The sequence below is a fragment of the Aureibaculum koreense genome (genome assembly GCF_034296135.1).
Classification (GTDB): Bacteria; Bacteroidota; Bacteroidia; order Flavobacteriales; family Flavobacteriaceae; genus Aureibaculum.
The window spans coordinates 295,595-312,852 of record NZ_JAXKVV010000001.1; the positions used below are offsets into that span (position 1 = coordinate 295,595).

At 35.3% G+C, this 17,258-nt stretch carries 19 protein-coding genes; 11 read left to right on the forward strand and 8 right to left on the reverse strand.

Annotation, left to right across the window (positions count from 1 at the left end; genetic code table 11):
• Positions 1-13 precede the first annotated feature (13 nt).
• The 3 genes from flxB to flxA all read right to left on the reverse strand — a co-directional run bounded on the left by flxB (position 14) and on the right by flxA (position 3,561).
• The gene (gene flxB / locus UMM65_RS01460) at positions 14-745 is read right to left on the reverse strand and encodes a flexirubin biosynthesis SDR family reductase FlxB (protein WP_321974682.1); all 732 of its coding nucleotides are present in this window, start codon (positions 743-745) and stop codon (positions 14-16) included.
• Positions 746-817: 72 nt separating this feature from the next.
• On the reverse strand, positions 818-1,957 hold the full coding sequence (locus UMM65_RS01465; RefSeq protein ID WP_321974683.1) for a WG repeat-containing protein: 1,140 nt from the start codon (positions 1,955-1,957) through the stop codon (positions 818-820).
• Positions 1,958-2,025: 68 nt separating this feature from the next.
• Positions 2,026-3,561, reverse strand: a complete 1,536-nt coding sequence (gene flxA, locus UMM65_RS01470) for a flexirubin biosynthesis tyrosine ammonia-lyase FlxA (RefSeq protein ID WP_321974685.1) — start codon at positions 3,559-3,561, stop codon at positions 2,026-2,028.
• Positions 3,562-3,653: 92 nt separating this feature from the next.
• Here flxA and UMM65_RS01475 point away from each other — a divergent pair, with 92 nt between their 5' ends.
• Positions 3,654-4,883 carry an NAD(P)/FAD-dependent oxidoreductase gene (locus tag UMM65_RS01475; RefSeq protein ID WP_321974686.1) on the forward strand — a complete coding sequence of 410 codons (1,230 nt, stop codon included), beginning with the start codon at positions 3,654-3,656 and terminating at the stop codon, positions 4,881-4,883.
• A 22-nt stretch (positions 4,884-4,905) separates the two neighbouring features.
• Here the strand turns inward: UMM65_RS01475 and UMM65_RS01480 are convergent, their stop codons facing one another.
• Genes UMM65_RS01480 through UMM65_RS01490 form a run of 3 tightly spaced genes read right to left on the reverse strand, consistent with a single transcriptional unit; the run spans position 4,906 to position 6,840 of the window.
• The gene (locus UMM65_RS01480; RefSeq protein ID WP_321974687.1) at positions 4,906-5,223 is read right to left on the reverse strand and encodes a hypothetical protein; all 318 of its coding nucleotides are present in this window, start codon (positions 5,221-5,223) and stop codon (positions 4,906-4,908) included.
• Between the two features lie 45 nt (positions 5,224-5,268).
• On the reverse strand, positions 5,269-5,514 hold the full coding sequence (locus UMM65_RS01485) for a hypothetical protein (protein WP_321974688.1): 246 nt from the start codon (positions 5,512-5,514) through the stop codon (positions 5,269-5,271).
• Positions 5,515-5,538: 24 nt separating this feature from the next.
• On the reverse strand, positions 5,539-6,840 hold the full coding sequence (locus UMM65_RS01490; RefSeq protein WP_321974689.1) for an N-acetylmuramoyl-L-alanine amidase: 1,302 nt from the start codon (positions 6,838-6,840) through the stop codon (positions 5,539-5,541).
• A gap of 80 nt (positions 6,841-6,920) precedes the next feature.
• On the opposite strand from UMM65_RS01490, the gene kynU reads away from it, so the two are divergent.
• The 10 genes from kynU to UMM65_RS01540 all read left to right on the forward strand — a co-directional run bounded on the left by kynU (position 6,921) and on the right by UMM65_RS01540 (position 15,892).
• Positions 6,921-8,204 carry a kynureninase gene (gene kynU / locus UMM65_RS01495; RefSeq protein WP_321974690.1) on the forward strand — a complete coding sequence of 428 codons (1,284 nt, stop codon included), beginning with the start codon at positions 6,921-6,923 and terminating at the stop codon, positions 8,202-8,204.
• Between the two features lie 56 nt (positions 8,205-8,260).
• Entirely contained in the window at positions 8,261-9,703 is a 1,443-nt protein-coding gene (locus UMM65_RS01500; protein ID WP_321974795.1) for an FAD-dependent oxidoreductase, read from the forward strand.
• A gap of 66 nt (positions 9,704-9,769) precedes the next feature.
• Positions 9,770-10,339, forward strand: a complete 570-nt coding sequence (locus UMM65_RS01505; RefSeq protein ID WP_321974691.1) for a transposase — start codon at positions 9,770-9,772, stop codon at positions 10,337-10,339.
• Between the two features lie 67 nt (positions 10,340-10,406).
• The gene (locus UMM65_RS01510; protein WP_321974692.1) at positions 10,407-10,808 is read left to right on the forward strand and encodes a RidA family protein; all 402 of its coding nucleotides are present in this window, start codon (positions 10,407-10,409) and stop codon (positions 10,806-10,808) included.
• An 83-nt stretch (positions 10,809-10,891) separates the two neighbouring features.
• Positions 10,892-11,293, forward strand: a complete 402-nt coding sequence (locus UMM65_RS01515; RefSeq protein WP_321974693.1) for a contact-dependent growth inhibition system immunity protein — start codon at positions 10,892-10,894, stop codon at positions 11,291-11,293.
• Positions 11,286-12,728, forward strand: coding sequence for an aldehyde dehydrogenase (locus UMM65_RS01520; protein ID WP_321974694.1), 1,443 nt, complete (start codon positions 11,286-11,288; stop codon positions 12,726-12,728). Before UMM65_RS01515 ends, UMM65_RS01520 begins: the two co-directional genes overlap by 8 nt.
• A 143-nt stretch (positions 12,729-12,871) precedes the next feature.
• The gene (locus tag UMM65_RS01525) at positions 12,872-13,216 is read left to right on the forward strand and encodes a hypothetical protein (RefSeq protein ID WP_321974695.1); all 345 of its coding nucleotides are present in this window, start codon (positions 12,872-12,874) and stop codon (positions 13,214-13,216) included.
• Positions 13,217-13,248: 32 nt separating this feature from the next.
• Positions 13,249-14,034 carry an SDR family oxidoreductase gene (locus UMM65_RS01530; protein WP_321974696.1) on the forward strand — a complete coding sequence of 262 codons (786 nt, stop codon included), beginning with the start codon at positions 13,249-13,251 and terminating at the stop codon, positions 14,032-14,034.
• Between the two features lie 137 nt (positions 14,035-14,171).
• Positions 14,172-14,705 (forward strand): 3-hydroxyanthranilate 3,4-dioxygenase, encoded by a 534-nt coding sequence (locus tag UMM65_RS01535; protein WP_321974697.1) that lies wholly within the window; start codon positions 14,172-14,174, stop codon positions 14,703-14,705.
• Positions 14,706-14,806: 101 nt separating this feature from the next.
• A complete protein-coding gene (locus tag UMM65_RS01540) occupies positions 14,807-15,892 on the forward strand; it encodes an amidohydrolase family protein (RefSeq protein WP_321974698.1) in 1,086 nt (361 codons plus the stop codon).
• A gap of 90 nt (positions 15,893-15,982) precedes the next feature.
• Here UMM65_RS01540 and UMM65_RS01545 read toward each other — a convergent pair whose 3' ends face one another.
• Positions 15,983-16,465, reverse strand: coding sequence for a methylated-DNA--[protein]-cysteine S-methyltransferase (locus UMM65_RS01545; RefSeq protein WP_415859538.1), 483 nt, complete (start codon positions 16,463-16,465; stop codon positions 15,983-15,985).
• Positions 16,455-17,222: a TatD family hydrolase gene (locus tag UMM65_RS01550; protein WP_321974700.1), complete on the reverse strand. Its 768-nt coding sequence runs from the start codon at positions 17,220-17,222 to the stop codon at positions 16,455-16,457. Before UMM65_RS01550 ends, UMM65_RS01545 begins: the two co-directional genes overlap by 11 nt.
• Between the last annotated feature and the right edge of the window lie 36 nt (positions 17,223-17,258).

Consider the following 17,258-nt stretch of genomic DNA (forward strand, 5'->3'; position numbering starts at 1 on the left):
TTTGTTTAAGCGGTTAGGAGTAAATCCCACCATTAATATTTATAACCTCACCTGTAATATAAGAAGATTTTTTTGAAGCTAAAAACGAAACTAAATCGGCCACCTCTTCGGCTTCGCCGAATCTATTAACAGGAATCATTCTTTTTAATTCTTTTTCGTCCAAATCAGCGGTCATATCAGAATTGATAAATCCCGGGGCAACAGCATTAACAGTAATTTTGCGTTTTGCAACTTCTTGTGCCAAGGCTTTGGTAGCCGCAACAATAGCACCTTTGGCAGCGGAATAATTGGTCTGACCGGGCGTACCTTTTACACCTGAAACAGATACCATATTTATGATTCTACCATAACGGTTGCTTAACATTTTCTGAATTAAATGATTTGTTACATTGTAAAAACCATTTAAACTAGTATTAATTACATTGTGCCAATCCTCAGCCGGCATCCACATAAAAAGACCATCTTTGGTAATACCAGCATTGTTTATCAATACTTCAATAATTGAACCTTCATTATTACTCATCCAAGAGTCCAGAGCATTTTTAACAGCATCAGCATCAGCAACATCAAATTGAATTATTTCACCCGTGTTACCAAATTCATTAACTTGCTTTAAAGTATCTAAAGCGGCTTCTTTATTGGAATTGTAATTAATAAGTATATGGTAATCAGAATCTTCTGCCAATTTTTTGCAAATAGCTTTTCCTATTCCCCTTGATCCTCCTGTTACTAAAGCACATTTCATTCAGTTAATAATTATGGTTATTGGGAAGTAAGTTTTTTATTTTTTCGAAAAGCATTATAAAAGTATATATAGTTAGTTAATGTCTACAAAGGCTTCGGCATTATCGAACCATTTCCCATTCAAAGGATTACCGTTTTCGTCAATAAAACCCCATTTTTTGTCTAAACTAACCCTTGCATATCCGTCTATAAAACCTTTTGCTTCGGTTTCTGAAAACATAGCAAAAGGATTAAAACCGGTAATTCTATATTTATCTTCAATAACCAACTTTCCTGTTTTATCTATAAATCCCCAAAGTTTATTCACTTTTACAGGAGCCATTCCGTTGCTGCTAAAAATTTCAGCATCCCTAAACTTCTCAGGTATTACCATCTCACCTTTAGGATTGATATAGCCCCATAATTTACCATCGGTAGAAGCGGGTGCCAATCCGTTGACAAAAGCCTTTACTTTTTTAAATTTTGGCTCAATTACCCATTCACCTTTTCTATTAATAAACCCTGCAATTTTTTCAGAATTGTTGGCATAAGTAAGTTCTTCACCATTTCTAAACGGCCAAATTTTAACGGCACCTTCCACTCTAACAAACTGACCATCTTTTAAAATTCCATGTACATCGTTTTTTTCTGCGGTAATAATTCCATCTGACCAAACGCCCAAACCTTGGTAAATAGGTTCAATGATTTCCTTTCCGGTTTTGTCTATCAACCCCCAACTTTCACCTACTTGTACTTTGGCATATCCATTACGGAATTTCTGTATTTCGTCATATTTAGGTTCAAGAATTATTTCTCCTTTAGGGTTTAACAAACCCACCTTTTCGCCACGTTTTATATACGCCAAACCATCAACAAAGTCAAATAATTTTTCTGAGGATGGCATATCTACTTCTTTTCCTTCTTTATTAATGTAAAACCAGCGTTTGTTGTTTTCTACAAGTGCCAAACCGCTATCAAATGCTTTTACCCTGTCAAATTGAAAATCGATAACCAAATCGCCATTGCCATTAATAAATCCCCATCTTTTATCTTTGTTAACAGGTGCTAGCCCATCAGAAAATTCACCTCCTTTGTCGTAGGTCGGTTCAATAATCCAATCTCCAGAATGGTTTATATAGCCCACTTTTTTATCTTCCGTTATCCTTGCTGCTTTTTGGGCAAAAATAAATTGACTCATTACAGCAAATACAAGTAGAAATACTATTTTTTTCATAGAAATTTTATTTAAAGTTAGAACACAATAAAGTAATTAAAAAAAAGTGAATTTACAAAATGTAAATCTTAATTTGATTTCGTCTCCATTAAATATTCTTTAATGGCTCCGACATAAGGGTACATAATTAAATCTTCCTTAAATGCTGGTACAAGATTTCGAACAGCATCAAACAAGGTTTTGGTAGTTGATGAAACTTTATCTTGAAATTGCAAATATTCAATGGCCTGAATAATGGTAATCATTTCAATAGCAACCACTTCATAGGCATTTTCAATCACTTTTTTGGTCATTAAAGCGGCATTGGTCCCCATGCTAACAATATCTTGATTATCGTTGTTATTCGGAATGCTGTGTACGTACATTGGGTTTGACAAGGTTTGACTTTCAGCAGTTGTAGATGTTGCCGTAAACTGAACACCTTGCATGCCAAAATTTAATCCTAATTGACCTAAATTAACAAACGGTGGTAAAATATCGTTCAGCTTTGAGTTCAACAAATAATTCAATTGACGTTCTGCTAACATTGTCATTTTTGTGGTAACAATTTTGAGTTTGTCCATTTCTAATGAAACATAATCACCGTGAAAATTACCACCATGATATACCTGTTGTTTTTTAACGTCAACAATCGGATTGTCATTAGCTGAATTTACCTCCTCAATCAATATTTTTTGAACGCTTTTTAAAGTATCCAACACAGGGCCTAAAATTTGAGGTACGCAACGCAATGAATAATATTCTTGCACCTTTTCTTTGAATACAGCACTATCGGCATCGCCATTGCCATTGTACAGGTACTCTTCTCTATTTCTTATCAAAGAGCTATCTTTTAAATGCTCCCTCATTTTTTTGGCTACCTCTTGCTGCCCTTTATGCTTTTTGGTGTTATTTAATTCTTCTGATAGATGATCTCCATACGCTTCAACCACTTCGTTTATGGCAGCAGAACATTTTAACACCCAATTTAACAAGCGTTTGGTGTAAATTACGTTTACAATGCCAATACCTGTCATTACCGAAGTACCGTTTATCAATCCCAACCCTTCACGCAGTTCAACGTTTATCGGTTTTAAATCTTCAATTTTAAATACCTCAGCAGTTGGTAATCTTTCTCCCTTATAAAAAACTTCTCCTTCTCCAATTAACACAAGAGCTAAATGTGCCAATTGTACTAAATCACCACTTGCACCTACTCCTCCGTGTTCATAAATTAAAGGTGTAATATCTCTGTTGATAAATGCTGCCATCAATTTAACTACGGAAGGATGTACGCCTGAATTTCCTAAACTCAATGTATTTAACCTGGCCAACATGGCAGCTTTAACATACATTTCAGGAATTGGATTTCCTACACCCGAAGCATGACTTCTAATTAAGTTATACTGAAGTTGAATTCGGTCTTCATCCTTAATTTTGTATTGAGCCATCGGCCCAAACCCCGTATTTACTCCATAAATTACTTTGTTTTCAGAAAATTCTTTGAGAAAATTGAAGCTATCTTCTACTCTTTTTAGTAAGGTTTTGTCAAGCTCAATACTGCTTTTATTAAAAATTACTTCGTAAAAATCTTTTAAATCTAGTTCTCCTTTAATGTTAAGCATTCACTGCAGGTTTATTGGCAAATAATTTACCTTTTTGATATTTTGAAGCGACAAATTTAATACTTTTACAAAGAATTTACCTAATATTAGTGATGATTACTGAAAATGTAGACGTTTTAATAATCGGTGCGGGTCCTTCGGGATGTGTTTCTGCCGCATATTTACATAAAAAAGGGTTTTCGGTTCAAGTAGTAGAAAAGTCAAAATTTCCAAGATTTGTTATCGGTGAAAGTTTGTTGCCAAGGTCAATGGAACACTTTAAAGAAGTGGATTTGTTCGATTGTTTAAATGCAATGAACTTTGAGAAAAAACGGGGGGCTCGATTTATCCGTGGTACAGAGGTTTGCCTTTTTGATTTTAGTAAAAAATACACCGAAGGTTGGAACTGGACTTGGCAAGTGCCCAGGGCAGATTTCGACAAAGCCTTGGCGGATGAAATTATTAAAAAAGGTGTAAATATTGCTTTCGAATGGGCCGTTACAGCTGTTGATTTTGATGGTACACATTCGAAAACCACCATACAAAATGATAATGGAGCAGAAAAAGCCATCAATGCCAAATTTATTATAGATTCCAGTGGATATGGCAGAGTTCTACCGCGATTACTCGATTTAGACAAGCCCTCCACCCTACCCAAACATTCCTCAATATTTACCCATGTAGAAGATATAAATAGACCCGAAGGAACTGAAGGTACGCTTATTACTTTTGATATTGTAAAACCACAAGTTTGGTTATGGGTAATTCCCTTTTCTAATGGAAAAACGAGTATAGGTATTGTTGGGCCCACTGAGTTTATGGAATCATACCAAGGAAATACTTCAGAAATGTTTAGGGAAATGCTTAAACTTTCTACACATTATTACGATAGGTTTAAAGATGTAGATTTTGAATTTGATCCTATATGTATTAAAAACTATTCAAAATCCGTTAAACAATTATATGGCGATGGATATGCCTTGACTGGTAATAGTTCGGAATTTTTAGATCCTGTTTTTTCATCGGGCGTTGCTTTTGCTACAGAATCTTCTTTATTAGCCGCCAAACTTGTAGCTAGACAATTAAATGGTGAAAAAGTTGATTGGGAAAATGAATATACCAATTATATTAAAAGAGGGGTAAATGTATTTTCCACTTATGTAAAAGAATGGTACACGGAAAATTTACAAACTTTATTTTTCCATAGACCTGAAAACCCCGAAGTTAAAGAAAAAATTTGTGCGGTGTTGGCTGGTTATGTTTGGGACGAGACCAATCCGTTTGTAAAAAAGCACGATAGAGCTATTAGTTCTATGGCTCATTTATTAAAGATGGAAAGTTGATACTTCTAAATTTATTAAAGATTTAGAATGCTTTCTTTAAAACTAATTTTGCCAGTGACTTCGCAGTCTTAGCATAACCTTCTCCAACCCTACTCTCATTGCTATAATTATTGCCCCATTGGTCGCCTGGTGCATTTTTGCTACTCACTTCCGCTAGAACGTTATCCTTATTTGCAGTTTCCACAAATTTAAGCTGAGTGGTTACCTTGGCATGTTGTTTCATAATACCGGCATCCCATCCCGGGTAAAGCCATACCGTTTCAACAATAAGGGTGTATTTAGCATCTTCAAGACCCTCCGCGAAATACATATTCTCTTTATCTCCCAAATACTTATTCATCAATTCTAAAAATTTTGGATTCCATATAAGTTCCCTGCTTGAATCTCATTTTTTCTTCCAAACCTCACCTTTCCCTCTTGATTTTTCTTCCAAATCCGCAGAACGTTTTTCAACATATTCATCATTCGTCATTTTTTCTTTCATCAAAGTCATGTTATCATAGACAAACTCTACATTAATCTCTTTTTGATCTTTGATAAAGTCAAAATTCCCTTCTTCAATTTTCATTTTTTGAGAGTGAATTAAGGATACAGTAAATAAAAATGTTAATACTATTGCTATTTTTTTCATGATACAAATTTTATATTATCAAATTTAAGTTTTTATTAATTTAAAATGAGTTTTTTTAGTATCAATTTTCAACTCCAGCCAATACATACCCGGTGACAGAAAAGATAAATCTACCTCAGCTTTTGAGTTATTTAAGGCTTCATCGTGTTCAAAAACCAATCTACCTGTTACATCAAAACATTTAATTTTTAAAATTTCATCCTCAAATAAAGTGTTTTCAATAAAAATTTTATCAAAAAACGGATTTGGATAAATTTTAAAATTTCGTAGAAATTCATCATCAACACCCAACACCGCACAATTATCAATAAGATCTTTTACTCCCGTTCTGATGGCTGGCAACATATCATATACTTTATGCCCAGGGCACTCGGTAGCATTTGGTCCGTCTCTGTGTCCTGAAATCGTTTTTAAATTCAATCCTGAAGAGGCATGATAGGCTGTTGCCGTGGGATCAATATTTTTTACACAGGCTTTCCATGCCAACAAACTTTTTAAAGAATCAATCATTACCGTGGTTGGTGTAACCGTATTGTATGTCCCCATCAACGAAATACCTGAAGTACCACTATTTCTACCAGAAAAATGTGCACCCATCGTATCATCTTCCCTACCTTCATACACATTGCCAGTTTTATCCAGCAAAAAATTATAGCCTATATCTGACCAGCCATTGGTATTTACATGATAATTCCAAATAGAACGCACAACCGCAGCCCAATCTGAAGAAGAATTTGCCCCTGCGGTATGGTGAACTATTAAAAACTTGACATCAGTAGAAGTTGGATTGCTATTTGGCGGACAATTATTAGTTGGGCACCAGGTACTTCTTGTTGTTACGGTAGGTGAAGCACAATTGCAGGATGCCAATGTTTTTGTTTCTACTTTATCAATATTTGCAGTTTTTTTCTCTGCCTCTCGTTTTAAAAACTCCGTTTTGTAAGGGTAATAAAAGTTGAACTTTATATTATCCATCAACACGGGTTTATTAAAAACTATTTTTACTTGTGTTTGTTTAGAGGCTACATCTAAATACGCCAACCCATGCCAATTGTCAACTTCAAAATTGTTTTCACCAACAGGAAATAACTGCCAATTATTTTCAAAATCCTTATAATAAACAGTTTCAATAGCATTGTTTATAGAATTACCCGATACGCGAATAGAAAAAGCAACAAAAGGGTTGTTTGCAACATTTTCCACCTTTAGTATATCCGAAATATAAGTGTGTTGAAATTGTTTTTCAACCTTCAATAGCGTTGTTCTAGATTCTTGAGCGTTAAGCACAAAATGAAACAAGCTCAAAACCCACAATAATTTCTTCATCTAACGAAGATATAAAATAATCTATAAAGCATAAATCGTTTATAAATTCTTATTTTTGTTCAAACCCTAAAACTAACGTCTTGTCAGATTATCAATTAGGATTAGAATACGCCAAAGTACAGGATAAGGAAGATCAATTGGCTCCTTATCGAGATCAGTTTCACATCCCGAAAGATGCAAAAGGAAATGAACTGATTTATTTTACCGGAAACTCATTAGGTTTACAGCCAAAATCAACAAAATCTTATATTGAACAAGAGCTTAAAGATTGGGCTGAATTAGGGGTTGAAGGGCATACCGAAGCTAAAAATCCTTGGTTACATTACCATGAGTTTTTGACCGAAAACATGGCAATGATCGTAGGTGCAAAACCCATTGAAGTTATCGTAATGAATACCTTAACTGCTAATTTGCATTTTATGATGGTTTCGTTTTACAAACCCACCAAAACTAGGTATAAAATAGTGATTGAAGCTGATGCTTTCCCGTCGGATAAATTTGCGGTAGAATCGCAATTACGGCATCACGGATTTGATGACAAAGAGGGTCTGATTTTATGGAAACCCCGCAAAGGGAATGAATTGGCCAGATATGAAGATTTGGAGGCTATTTTTGACCTGCATGGCGATGAAATTGCATTGACGTTAATTGGGGGTGTTAACTATTATACTGGTCAGTTATTTGACTTAAAAAGAATTACAGCATTAGCTCATTTTCACGATTCCATGGTTGGTTTTGACTGTGCACACGGTGCTGGAAATGTAAAACTAAATTTACATGATTCGGGTGCTGACTTTGCCGTTTGGTGTACTTATAAATATTTGAATTCTGGTCCCGGTAGTTTAGCTGGATGTTTTGTACATGAGCGTCATGCGAACGACAGAGAACTCAATCGTTTTACAGGATGGTGGAGCCATAACAAAGAAACACGGTTTAATATGCGTAATGAGTTTGATCAACTTCCCGGTGCAGAAGGTTGGCAATTGAGTAACCCCCCTATTCTATCAATGGCCGCTATCAGAGCATCATTGGATATTTTTGCTGAAGTTGGAATGGATAAATTAGTAGAAAAATCGCAAAAACTAACGGGATATTTTGAATTTTTAATAGAAAAACTAGACAATCCTAATATTAAAATCATAACACCAAAAGATCCGTCAGAACGAGGTTGTCAGCTTTCTATCCAAGTAAAAAATGCCGATAAATCATTACATAAAAAATTAACTAAAAGTGGTGTGATTTGTGATTGGCGTGAACCAGATGTTATACGTTGTGCTCCTGTTCCATTATACAATTCATTTATGGATGTATATACCATGGTTGAACGTCTATCCTCAATCCTTTCCTCAGGAAAAGAGGCTTAAAATAAAAAATATTGAAGTCAAATAAAAGAAATACAAAAAAGAAAGTCCTCCCTATTGTGGAGGATTTAGGAGGGGCTTCTATACTAATAATCGGTGCGGGACTTTGTGGTTCACTCCTAGCCTTACGTTTGGGACAAAGAGGTTATAAAGTTTCTGTATATGAAAAACGTCCAGACCTACGTAAGGTAGATATTAGTGCAGGACGATCTATCAACCTTGCTTTTTCGGATAGGGGGATTAAGGGTATGAAATTGGTTGGTTTGGAAGAAAAAGTCATGTCCTTATGCGTCCCAATGAATGGTAGGATGCTACATGATTTAGAGGGCAATACAGTGTTAGCTCCTTATAGTGGACGTGAACATGAATATATCAATTCCATTTCACGTGGTGATTTAAATGCCTTGTTACTGGATGAAGCTGAGGCATTACCTAATGTCACTATACATTTTAACCATAAATGTACTCATGTAGATTTTGAAAATACTATAGCTTATTTTTTTCAATACGAAACAAAAACTAAGGTTTCAGTTAAAGCCGATGTCATTTTCGGAACCGATGGAGCAGGCTCTTCTTTACGAAAAAGTTACTATTTAGGTAAAAAATTCTTGTTCAGTTTTAGTCAAGATTATTTAACACATGGTTATAAGGAATTAAGTATTCTACCTGAAGAAAATGGTGGATATAAAACCTATAAAAATGCACTTCATATTTGGGGTAGGGATGCTTTTATGCTCATTGCACTTCCAAATTTAGATGGTAGTTTTACGGTAACTTTATTTTTAAGTTATGATGATGGTGAATACAATTTTAACAATCTAACAACTGAAAAAAAAGTATTGGAATTCTTTACCAAATATTTTAAAGATGCATTGGAGTTAATGCCAAATTTAATAGATGATTTTTTTAAGAATCCTACTTCACCCCTCGGAACTGTAAAATGTTCGCCTTGGCACTATAAAGGCAATACACTCTTAATGGGCGATGCCGCTCATGCTATTGTTCCGTTTTATGGACAAGGCATGAATGCTTCGTTTGAAGATGTTGTGGAATTTGACAAGTTTTTAGATGATGATAAGGACCTGTCTGCCGACAAGGCAGGCTGGGAAACCATTTTTAAAGCCTTTGAAAAATCAAGAAAAAAAGATACAGATGCCATTGCCGATTTAGCCATTGATAATTTCCACGAAATGAAAGGGCATGTAAATAATGTAATCTTTAGAGAAAAGAGAAATCTAGAAATGGCATTGGAGAAAAATTTTCCTGAAGAATATTCTTCCAAATATTCTTTGGTTACCTTTAATGAAAATATTGGGTATTATGAGGCAATGACCCGCGGACGTGCACAGGACAAAGCACTTTTAAATATGATTGCGGATCATGACATCTCGACTACGCTCGATATTACAAAAGAAGAATTGGAAACCGTTTTAAAAAAAGTAAAAACCGAAACCGAAGAAATTTTGGAAGAAGACAGAGTTGCGAAGAATTTAAAACATTGAAGCTAGAGAGACCTCACAGGTTTTCAAAACCTGTGAGGTCTTTCATACTCATCAACAATTTATTAAATGAAATATGATTCTCTTACTGCTTCTGGTTACTACCATATTTTTAACAAAGGAAATAATGGTGAAGGTATCTTTATTGAAGAAATGAATTATTTTTATTTCTTAAATTTAATTAAAAAGTATTTGATTCCAGTCGCCGAAATTTGGTCTTACTGTTTGCTTAAAAATCATTTTCATTTATTGGTTCGAATTAAGGATGAACTGGAGGATAAAGATATTTCAAAAGCATTTTCTAATTTATTTAATGCCTACTCAAAATCCATCAACAAAAAATACAACAGAAATGGCAGTCTTTTTACGGACAGATTCAAAAGAATAAAAGTTGAAGATGAAAAATACTTAATAGCAATAATTTTATACATACATTTAAACCCAGTTCATCATGGGTTTGTATCTAATTTGGATAAATATCAACATTCATCCTACAACGCAATAATTTCCGACAAACCAACCTTGATAGAAAGATATGAAGTATTGGAAATGCTAGGTGGTTTGGATAATTTTATCCATGTAATTAAAAATAAGAAATTACAAATAGATGAACAATTAGAATCAATGATTTTCGAATAAAATAAAGACCTCGTCGAAGAGACCTCACAGGTCTTGGAGACCTGTGAGGTCTAATAAACTTGACAAAATGGAACAAAAAGTAACACCAAGAGGAGCTTACCCGCACACCAAAAGTGTAGGCGATTTTATATTTGTATCAGGAGTAAGTTCACGTAGGGCTGACAACACCATTGCAGGTGTAGATGTTATAGACGAAATGGGGACAAAACACCTGAATATTGAAGTACAAACCCGTGAAGTTATAAAAAATATCGAGCGTAATTTAGCCAATGAAGGGGCAACGTTGGCCGATGTGGTGGACGTAACCACTTTTTTAGTAAATATGAATGATTTTTCAGGGTACAATAAAGCTTATGCCGAATTTTTTAATAAGGAAACCGGACCAACAAGAACAACTGTTGCGGTACATCAATTACCGCATCCGGATTTAGTGGTTGAGATTAAGGTGGTAGCCTATAAAAAGATATGAGATTTTAGACTTGAGGTATTAGATGGTTATAATTGGAAGAATTGTCCCCTTGAGTGGACTTCAGGGGTGTAAAAAATAAACTTTTGAAATCAAAAACGCATTTGTCATTGGAACAATTAGAAAATGAAGTTTGGAGTAAACCAAATTACGATTCTAATTTGGTTGTAAAATGTCATGAACTAAGAAAAAAGGCAGTAAGAGACTTTTCTATTGAAGATTTAAGATTAATGATTGGTCAAGAAATTGGACTCAAATACTTGATGCCTTTGGCAATTGAAGAACTTGAAAAGAATATTTTAGCTGAAGGAGATTTATATGAAGGCGATCTTTTGGCAAATGTTTTAGGTGAGCAAACCAAGAAATATTGGAGAAATAATAACTCAGCTTGGAAAAATATAGTAAAATTAATTCATCTCAGTAAAGATAAATTTTCTGAAAGAGATTATGAAAAGATTCAGAATAAAATAACGCTAATAAATGCATAAAATCCAAAACTACATCAACGGCAAATTTTTACCTCCCATAAATGGTGGTTGGCTAGACAACTATTGCCCCGCCAGAGGTGAAGTTTATGGACAACTGCCAAATTCATCTAAAGAAGATATTGACAGGGCTGTTGAAGCCGCAAAAAGAGCATTTTTAACTTGGTCACAAACTAGTTTGGAAGAACGCAGTCGGATTTTGATAAAAATTTCTGAATTATTAGAAAAAAATTTAGAACGTTTTGCAGAAGCCGAAAGTAAAGATAATGGTAAACCCATTAGTTTAGCAAAGTCAGTTGATATACCAAGGGCGGCGAGTAATTTTAGATTTTTTGGCAATGCCATTACACAATTTGCAAGTGAAAGTCACGAGAGTATTGGTCAAAATGCCATCAATTACACCTTACGGCAACCTATTGGAGTGGTGGGCTGTATTTCCCCTTGGAACCTCCCACTCTATCTCTTTACTTGGAAGATTGCCCCTGCCCTAGCCGCTGGTAATTGTGTAATTGCTAAACCTAGTGAAGTTACGCCAATGACTGTTTATTTGTTAGGTGAAATTTGTAATGAAGCAAGATTACCTAAAGGTGTATTAAACATAGTTCACGGATTGGGAACTACTGCAGGTCAAGCCATTGTTGAGCATCCTGAAATTAGAGCGATTTCTTTTACGGGAGGTACTGCAACAGGGGCGGCAATTGCTAAAATTGCAGCACCTTTATTCAAAAAATTATCATTGGAACTTGGAGGTAAAAACCCCAATATCATCTTTGCAGATTGTGATTATGACAACATGTTAGAAACTACCGTTCGTTCCTCATTTGCAAATCAAGGACAAATATGTTTGTGTGGAAGTCGTATTTTTGTGGAAGAAAATATCTATGAGAAATTTAAAACCGATTTCGTTAAAAAAGTAAAAGCGTTGAAGGTAGATCATCCTTCGAAAGATAAAACTGAAATTGGAGCATTGGTTTCGAAACCACATCTTGAAAAAGTGCTAAAGTATATTGATATTGCAAAAAATGAGAATGGCACTATCCTCTGTGGAGGAAAAAGGGTTACTGTCAATAACTTTGAAAATGGGTATTATTTAGAACCAACGGTTATTGAAGTTAAGTCGAACAATTGCCGCATCAATCAAGAAGAAGTATTTGGACCAGTTGTAACTATAATGCCGTTTAAAAATGAAGAAGAAGTCTTGCAACTAGCAAATGATGTAAAATATGGTTTGTCATCAACATTGTGGACAAGCAATTTGGCTAGAACCATGCGAATGACCAAAAAATTAGAAGCGGGAATTGTATGGGTAAATACTTGGATGTTACGCGATTTACGAACACCTTTTGGTGGTATAAAAGCTTCCGGGGTTGGACGAGAAGGCGGATTTGAAGCCTTGCGGTTTTTTACGGAAGCGAAGAATGTGTGTATAAAATACTGACGATTCATCGTCATGCTGAACTTGTTTATTCATCAATTTTCTATTATTTTAAATTGAATTCATGAATCTTCGATTTCAGCATCTCATTACAGAAAGAATCAAGAAGACGAGAATCAAGATTGGTAAAAAAAAGAGAATTGTAGATGATTAGCGAAAATTTTTGTCAAATACTAGAACATAAAATAACACAGACTTTTTCCAATGAAAATGATAGAGAGTTAAAATCTTTTTGGTGTGATGGCGTGGCTAAACCTGAAAATGAAGTAAATTTCAACTCAGAATATGTTGAGCAAAAATCAGAAGTAGAATTGAGAGCATGGTTTGGGGAGACTGGTCAAGAAGTTTATAAAGTAATTCTAAGACTTGGTGAAAATTCAAAAAATAAAATACTCAATAATTCTGAAATAATTGATTGTATACCTGAAGTGAATGAAAATTGGATAGAATTAAATGAGGAAAACAAAACATTAATTATTAATCTTAAATAAAACTCCTTCCCTTAGGGAAGGTTGGGATGGGAATGAACATAAAATTAGAAAACAAGAACGCACTCGTTTGCGGCAGCACACAAGGAATTGGAAAAGCCTGTGCCATGGCATTGGCTGAATTAGGTGCAAATATTACATTGGTTGCCAGAAATGAAGAAAAACTAAAACAGGTATTATCAGAATTGCCAAATACCTATCAAAATCATTCGTACATAGTAGCCGATTTCCAAAACCCCATTGAATTAGGTCAAAAAATTGCCCAAAAACTAACTGAAGTTGATACTTTCCACATTTTGGTCAATAATACTGGTGGTCCTGCAGGTGGAACAGCTTTTTCTGCAAATTTATCTGAATTTGAAAATGCATTTACTCAACATTTAAAAGCTAATCACATGTTGGTGCAAACAGTGGTACCAAAAATGAAAGAGGCTGATTTTGGCAGGATTATCAATATCATTTCTACATCTGTAAAACAACCCTTGGATGGATTGGGTGTAAGCAACACGATAAGGGGTGCAGTCGCCAATTGGAGTAAAACATTGGCCAATGAGTTGGGTGAATACGGGATTACAGTAAATAATGTATTGCCAGGAGCCACAGCCACTACCAGATTAACAGAAATAATCAATAATAAGGCAGAGAAAACCGGTAAATCGGCCGAAGAAATTTCGAGAGCGATGAAAAATGGTATCCCCGCCAAGCGTTTTGCCCAACCCGGTGAAATTGCAAATGCGGTGGCTTTTTTGGCCAGTGAGGCAGCCAGCTATGTTAACGGAATTAATCTTCCTGTAGATGGTGGACGGACTAAAAGTTTGTAAACCCCAATCCTTCATAAGGGACTGAAATAGGAATGTAATAATTCCGTATCTTTATATTTGAAAAATAGTATGTTTAACAGTAACTCAATTCCCCGCATTGAGTTTCTCCCTTAAGGGGAGATTAAGAGGGGCTTTTTATGAGTAAATTAGTTTCCCCCATAAATTTTAAAGAATGGATCGAAGAAAATAGACATTTACTAAAACCACCAGTTGGCAATAAGGTTGTCTGGAAAGATGGCGATTTTATTGTTATGGTTGTTGGAGGGCCAAACAACAGAAAAGATTATCACTATAACGAAACTCCGGAATTTTTCTATCAAGTGGAAGGTGATATTGTCTTAAAAATAATTGATAACGGCACGCCAAAAGATGTCCATATTAAAGAAGGTGATATTTATCTGCTACCACCAAAAGTGCCACATTCCCCTCAACGTGGGACCAATACGGTTGGTTTGGTCATAGAGTACAAGCGTCCCGAAGGTATGCGAGATGCTCTGCTTTGGTTTTGTGAAAATTGTACGACTAAACTCTATGAAGAAGATTTTACCGTAAAGAATATTGAAACTGATATGCCAAAAATATTTGATAAATACTATGGCGATAAAGAAAAAAGACATTGCCCTAATTGTGGTGAAGTAATGGAACCTCCGAAGAAAGTAAAAATTGATTAGGTTCTGCGAAAACAGGAATTTTACAGAATAAATTTAACTAACATTTAAAAGATTCCCGCTGGAGTTTATCCTGAGTGAAGACTAAGGGCGGGGAATGAAATATGGAAAAAAGAAAACTACGTATTAACGGACATTCACATTTATTGCCTTATCCTGAGGAGATACCTCAATACATGAAAGATAAAGGTATTTTTTGGGTGGATAAAGACAGGAAATTTATGCTTCAAAAAGATTGGAGCCGTCCTGTAACGGATTCTAGTTTCTTTTTACATGAAAAATTAGCTTGGATGGAACGTTTTAAAATAGACCATGCGGTGGTGCTGAATTTATCGCAATTGTACGGTAACGGTCTGCGTGTCGAGGAAATGAAACAGGCTTTGCGTTTTCAAAACGATTTTAATGCTAAAATTCAAAGAGAGCACCCCAGTAAATTTACCTGTGGTTTTGTAGTCCATCCTGGTTTTGTAAAAGGTGCATGTTGGGAAATTGAACGTTGTGTTCATGAACTTGGGATGCAATTGCTGTGTTTACCAACCCATTATATGGATACCATTGGCACATGGCGGTGTATTTTTGATGAGGAAAACGAACCCATTTTTGAATTGGCAAGTCAATTGAATTTAGCGGTGGAAATCCACCCTTATGATGGGGAAAAATTTATAAAACTAGAAAATACATCATGGCGTTTTCATCTGATTTGGATGTTGGCCCAATGTGCAGATGCTTACCATTTTTTCACGTTAAACGGTTACCAAGAGCGTTACCCAAACATGCGTACCTGCTTTGCCCATGGTGGGCAATTAGCTCAAATCAATTTAGGTCGTCGTATTCAAGGTTTTGATGGTCGCCCAGATTTATTTGAAGGCAAACATCATCCTAGAAAGGCGGTTGGGCACAAAAATATTTTCTTCGATACACTAGTGCATGACACTGGATCTTTAAAATTACTCATTGAAAATCAAGGATCAAAACAGGTACTTATCGGTTTGGACGACCCTTACCCGTTAGGTGAAATGGAAAGTGTAAAACAATCTTCCTATCCCGGGAAAATATTAGATCTTGCTATTGACAGAAAAATAATTTCCGAGACCGAAAAAGATGCAATGTGGGAAGATAACGTGATACAATGGCTGTGTGGGGAGGATCAAGAAGCTAAGGATAGTTTGGTTAAGAGGATATTAGGTTAAAGAACCGCACCGCCCTGCCCACCAGCAGGCGGGCTTGAAAAAATGAGGGAAATTACTACTTCAAAGATTTTAATTTATTTTTCTTGTACCTTAAAAAAGTGACTGTTGTTCTGGCGGATTTTCATGTTCCAACAGCCAACGTTTACGCCATATACCTCCAGAGTAACCTGTTAATGAACCATCCGAGCCAATTACACGGTGACATGGCACAACAATCCACAACGGATTTTTACCATTGGCAGAAGCTACTGCCCTAATTGCTTTTACATCACCTAAAGCCTCACTTTGCTTTTGGTAAGACCTTGTGGTTCCGTAGGGAATCTGCTGTAAACTTTGCCAAACCTGCTTTTGAAATTCTGTGCCTTGTGGATTTAATTTTAAATTGAAAGTAGTTCGCTTTTTCTGAAAATATTCATCAAGTTGTGTAACGCAATCTTGTAAACTCTTGGGAATATCCGTAGAACTTTTTTCATCTCCATCAATAACCGTTATGGAAGATATACCGTTGCTATCTCCAACAATTCTTGCCATACCTATAGGCGTTTTGTAATATGTTATGCTTTCAAATTCCAAATACTTGTTTTGAGTTTTCGGTAGTTATTGTGGCTATTTCTTCAGGGCTTAAGTTATAAATAGTTACCAGTTTTTCCAAGACATTTATCATATAACTACTTTCGTTGCGTTTACCGCGATAAGGAACCGGTGCCAAATATGGCGAATCGGTTTCCAGCACAATATGTTTTAAGTCAATTTTATTTAAAAATTGATCTATTTTCCCATTTTTAAAAGTTATAACCCCACCAATTCCCAATTTCATATTGTAAGAAATGGCTTTTCCCGCCTGCTCGTGGTTACCCGTAAAACAATGAAAAATGCCATGTAATTTATCATCATTTACATCTTCTAACACTTCAAAAATCTCATCGAAAGAATCCCTGCAATGAATAACTATGGGCAATCCCTTTTGTTTAGCCCATTCAATCTGTGTTTTAAAAGCATCTTGCTGTTGCTGCAGAAAAGATTTATCCCAATATAAATCTATCCCTATTTCGCCTACAGCATAAAAATTTCGTTTGTCAAGCCATTGTTTGACCAAAGCCAATTCTTCTTTATAATTTTCTTTTACACTTGTAGGATGCAGACCCATCATCAAAAAAACATTTTCTGGATAATCTTGCTCTAATTGAAACATGGCATCATTATAACTTGAATCAATTGCAGGAATAAAAAAACGTGAAATACCAGCATCAAAAGCACGTTTCATCATTTCTGGGCGATCATCTTCAAATTGTTCCGAATATAAGTGGGTATGTGTATCGGTTAGTATCATTTATCAACTTTAAGATTGCAAAGATATGATGTTATG

What these genes read in the sequence shown, in the direction of transcription:
- flxB (WP_321974682.1), bottom strand. Translation starts at nt 745, where the DNA reads ATGAAATGTGCTTTAGTAACAGGAGGATCAAGGGGAATAGGAAAAGCT.
- UMM65_RS01465 (WP_321974683.1), bottom strand. Translation starts at nt 1,957, where the DNA reads ATGAAAAAAATAGTATTTCTACTTGTATTTGCTGTAATGAGTCAATTT.
- flxA (WP_321974685.1), bottom strand. Translation starts at nt 3,561, where the DNA reads ATGCTTAACATTAAAGGAGAACTAGATTTAAAAGATTTTTACGAAGTA.
- UMM65_RS01475 (WP_321974686.1), top strand. Translation starts at nt 3,654, where the DNA reads ATGATTACTGAAAATGTAGACGTTTTAATAATCGGTGCGGGTCCTTCG.
- UMM65_RS01480 (WP_321974687.1), bottom strand. Translation starts at nt 5,223, where the DNA reads ATGAATAAGTATTTGGGAGATAAAGAGAATATGTATTTCGCGGAGGGT.
- UMM65_RS01485 (WP_321974688.1), bottom strand. Translation starts at nt 5,514, where the DNA reads ATGAAAAAAATAGCAATAGTATTAACATTTTTATTTACTGTATCCTTA.
- UMM65_RS01490 (WP_321974689.1), bottom strand. Translation starts at nt 6,840, where the DNA reads ATGAAGAAATTATTGTGGGTTTTGAGCTTGTTTCATTTTGTGCTTAAC.
- UMM65_RS01505 (WP_321974691.1), top strand. Translation starts at nt 9,770, where the DNA reads ATGAAATATGATTCTCTTACTGCTTCTGGTTACTACCATATTTTTAAC.
- UMM65_RS01510 (WP_321974692.1), top strand. Translation starts at nt 10,407, where the DNA reads ATGGAACAAAAAGTAACACCAAGAGGAGCTTACCCGCACACCAAAAGT.
- UMM65_RS01520 (WP_321974694.1), top strand. Translation starts at nt 11,286, where the DNA reads ATGCATAAAATCCAAAACTACATCAACGGCAAATTTTTACCTCCCATA.
- UMM65_RS01525 (WP_321974695.1), top strand. Translation starts at nt 12,872, where the DNA reads ATGATTAGCGAAAATTTTTGTCAAATACTAGAACATAAAATAACACAG.
- UMM65_RS01530 (WP_321974696.1), top strand. Translation starts at nt 13,249, where the DNA reads ATGAACATAAAATTAGAAAACAAGAACGCACTCGTTTGCGGCAGCACA.
- UMM65_RS01535 (WP_321974697.1), top strand. Translation starts at nt 14,172, where the DNA reads ATGAGTAAATTAGTTTCCCCCATAAATTTTAAAGAATGGATCGAAGAA.
- UMM65_RS01540 (WP_321974698.1), top strand. Translation starts at nt 14,807, where the DNA reads ATGGAAAAAAGAAAACTACGTATTAACGGACATTCACATTTATTGCCT.
- UMM65_RS01550 (WP_321974700.1), bottom strand. Translation starts at nt 17,222, where the DNA reads ATGATACTAACCGATACACATACCCACTTATATTCGGAACAATTTGAA.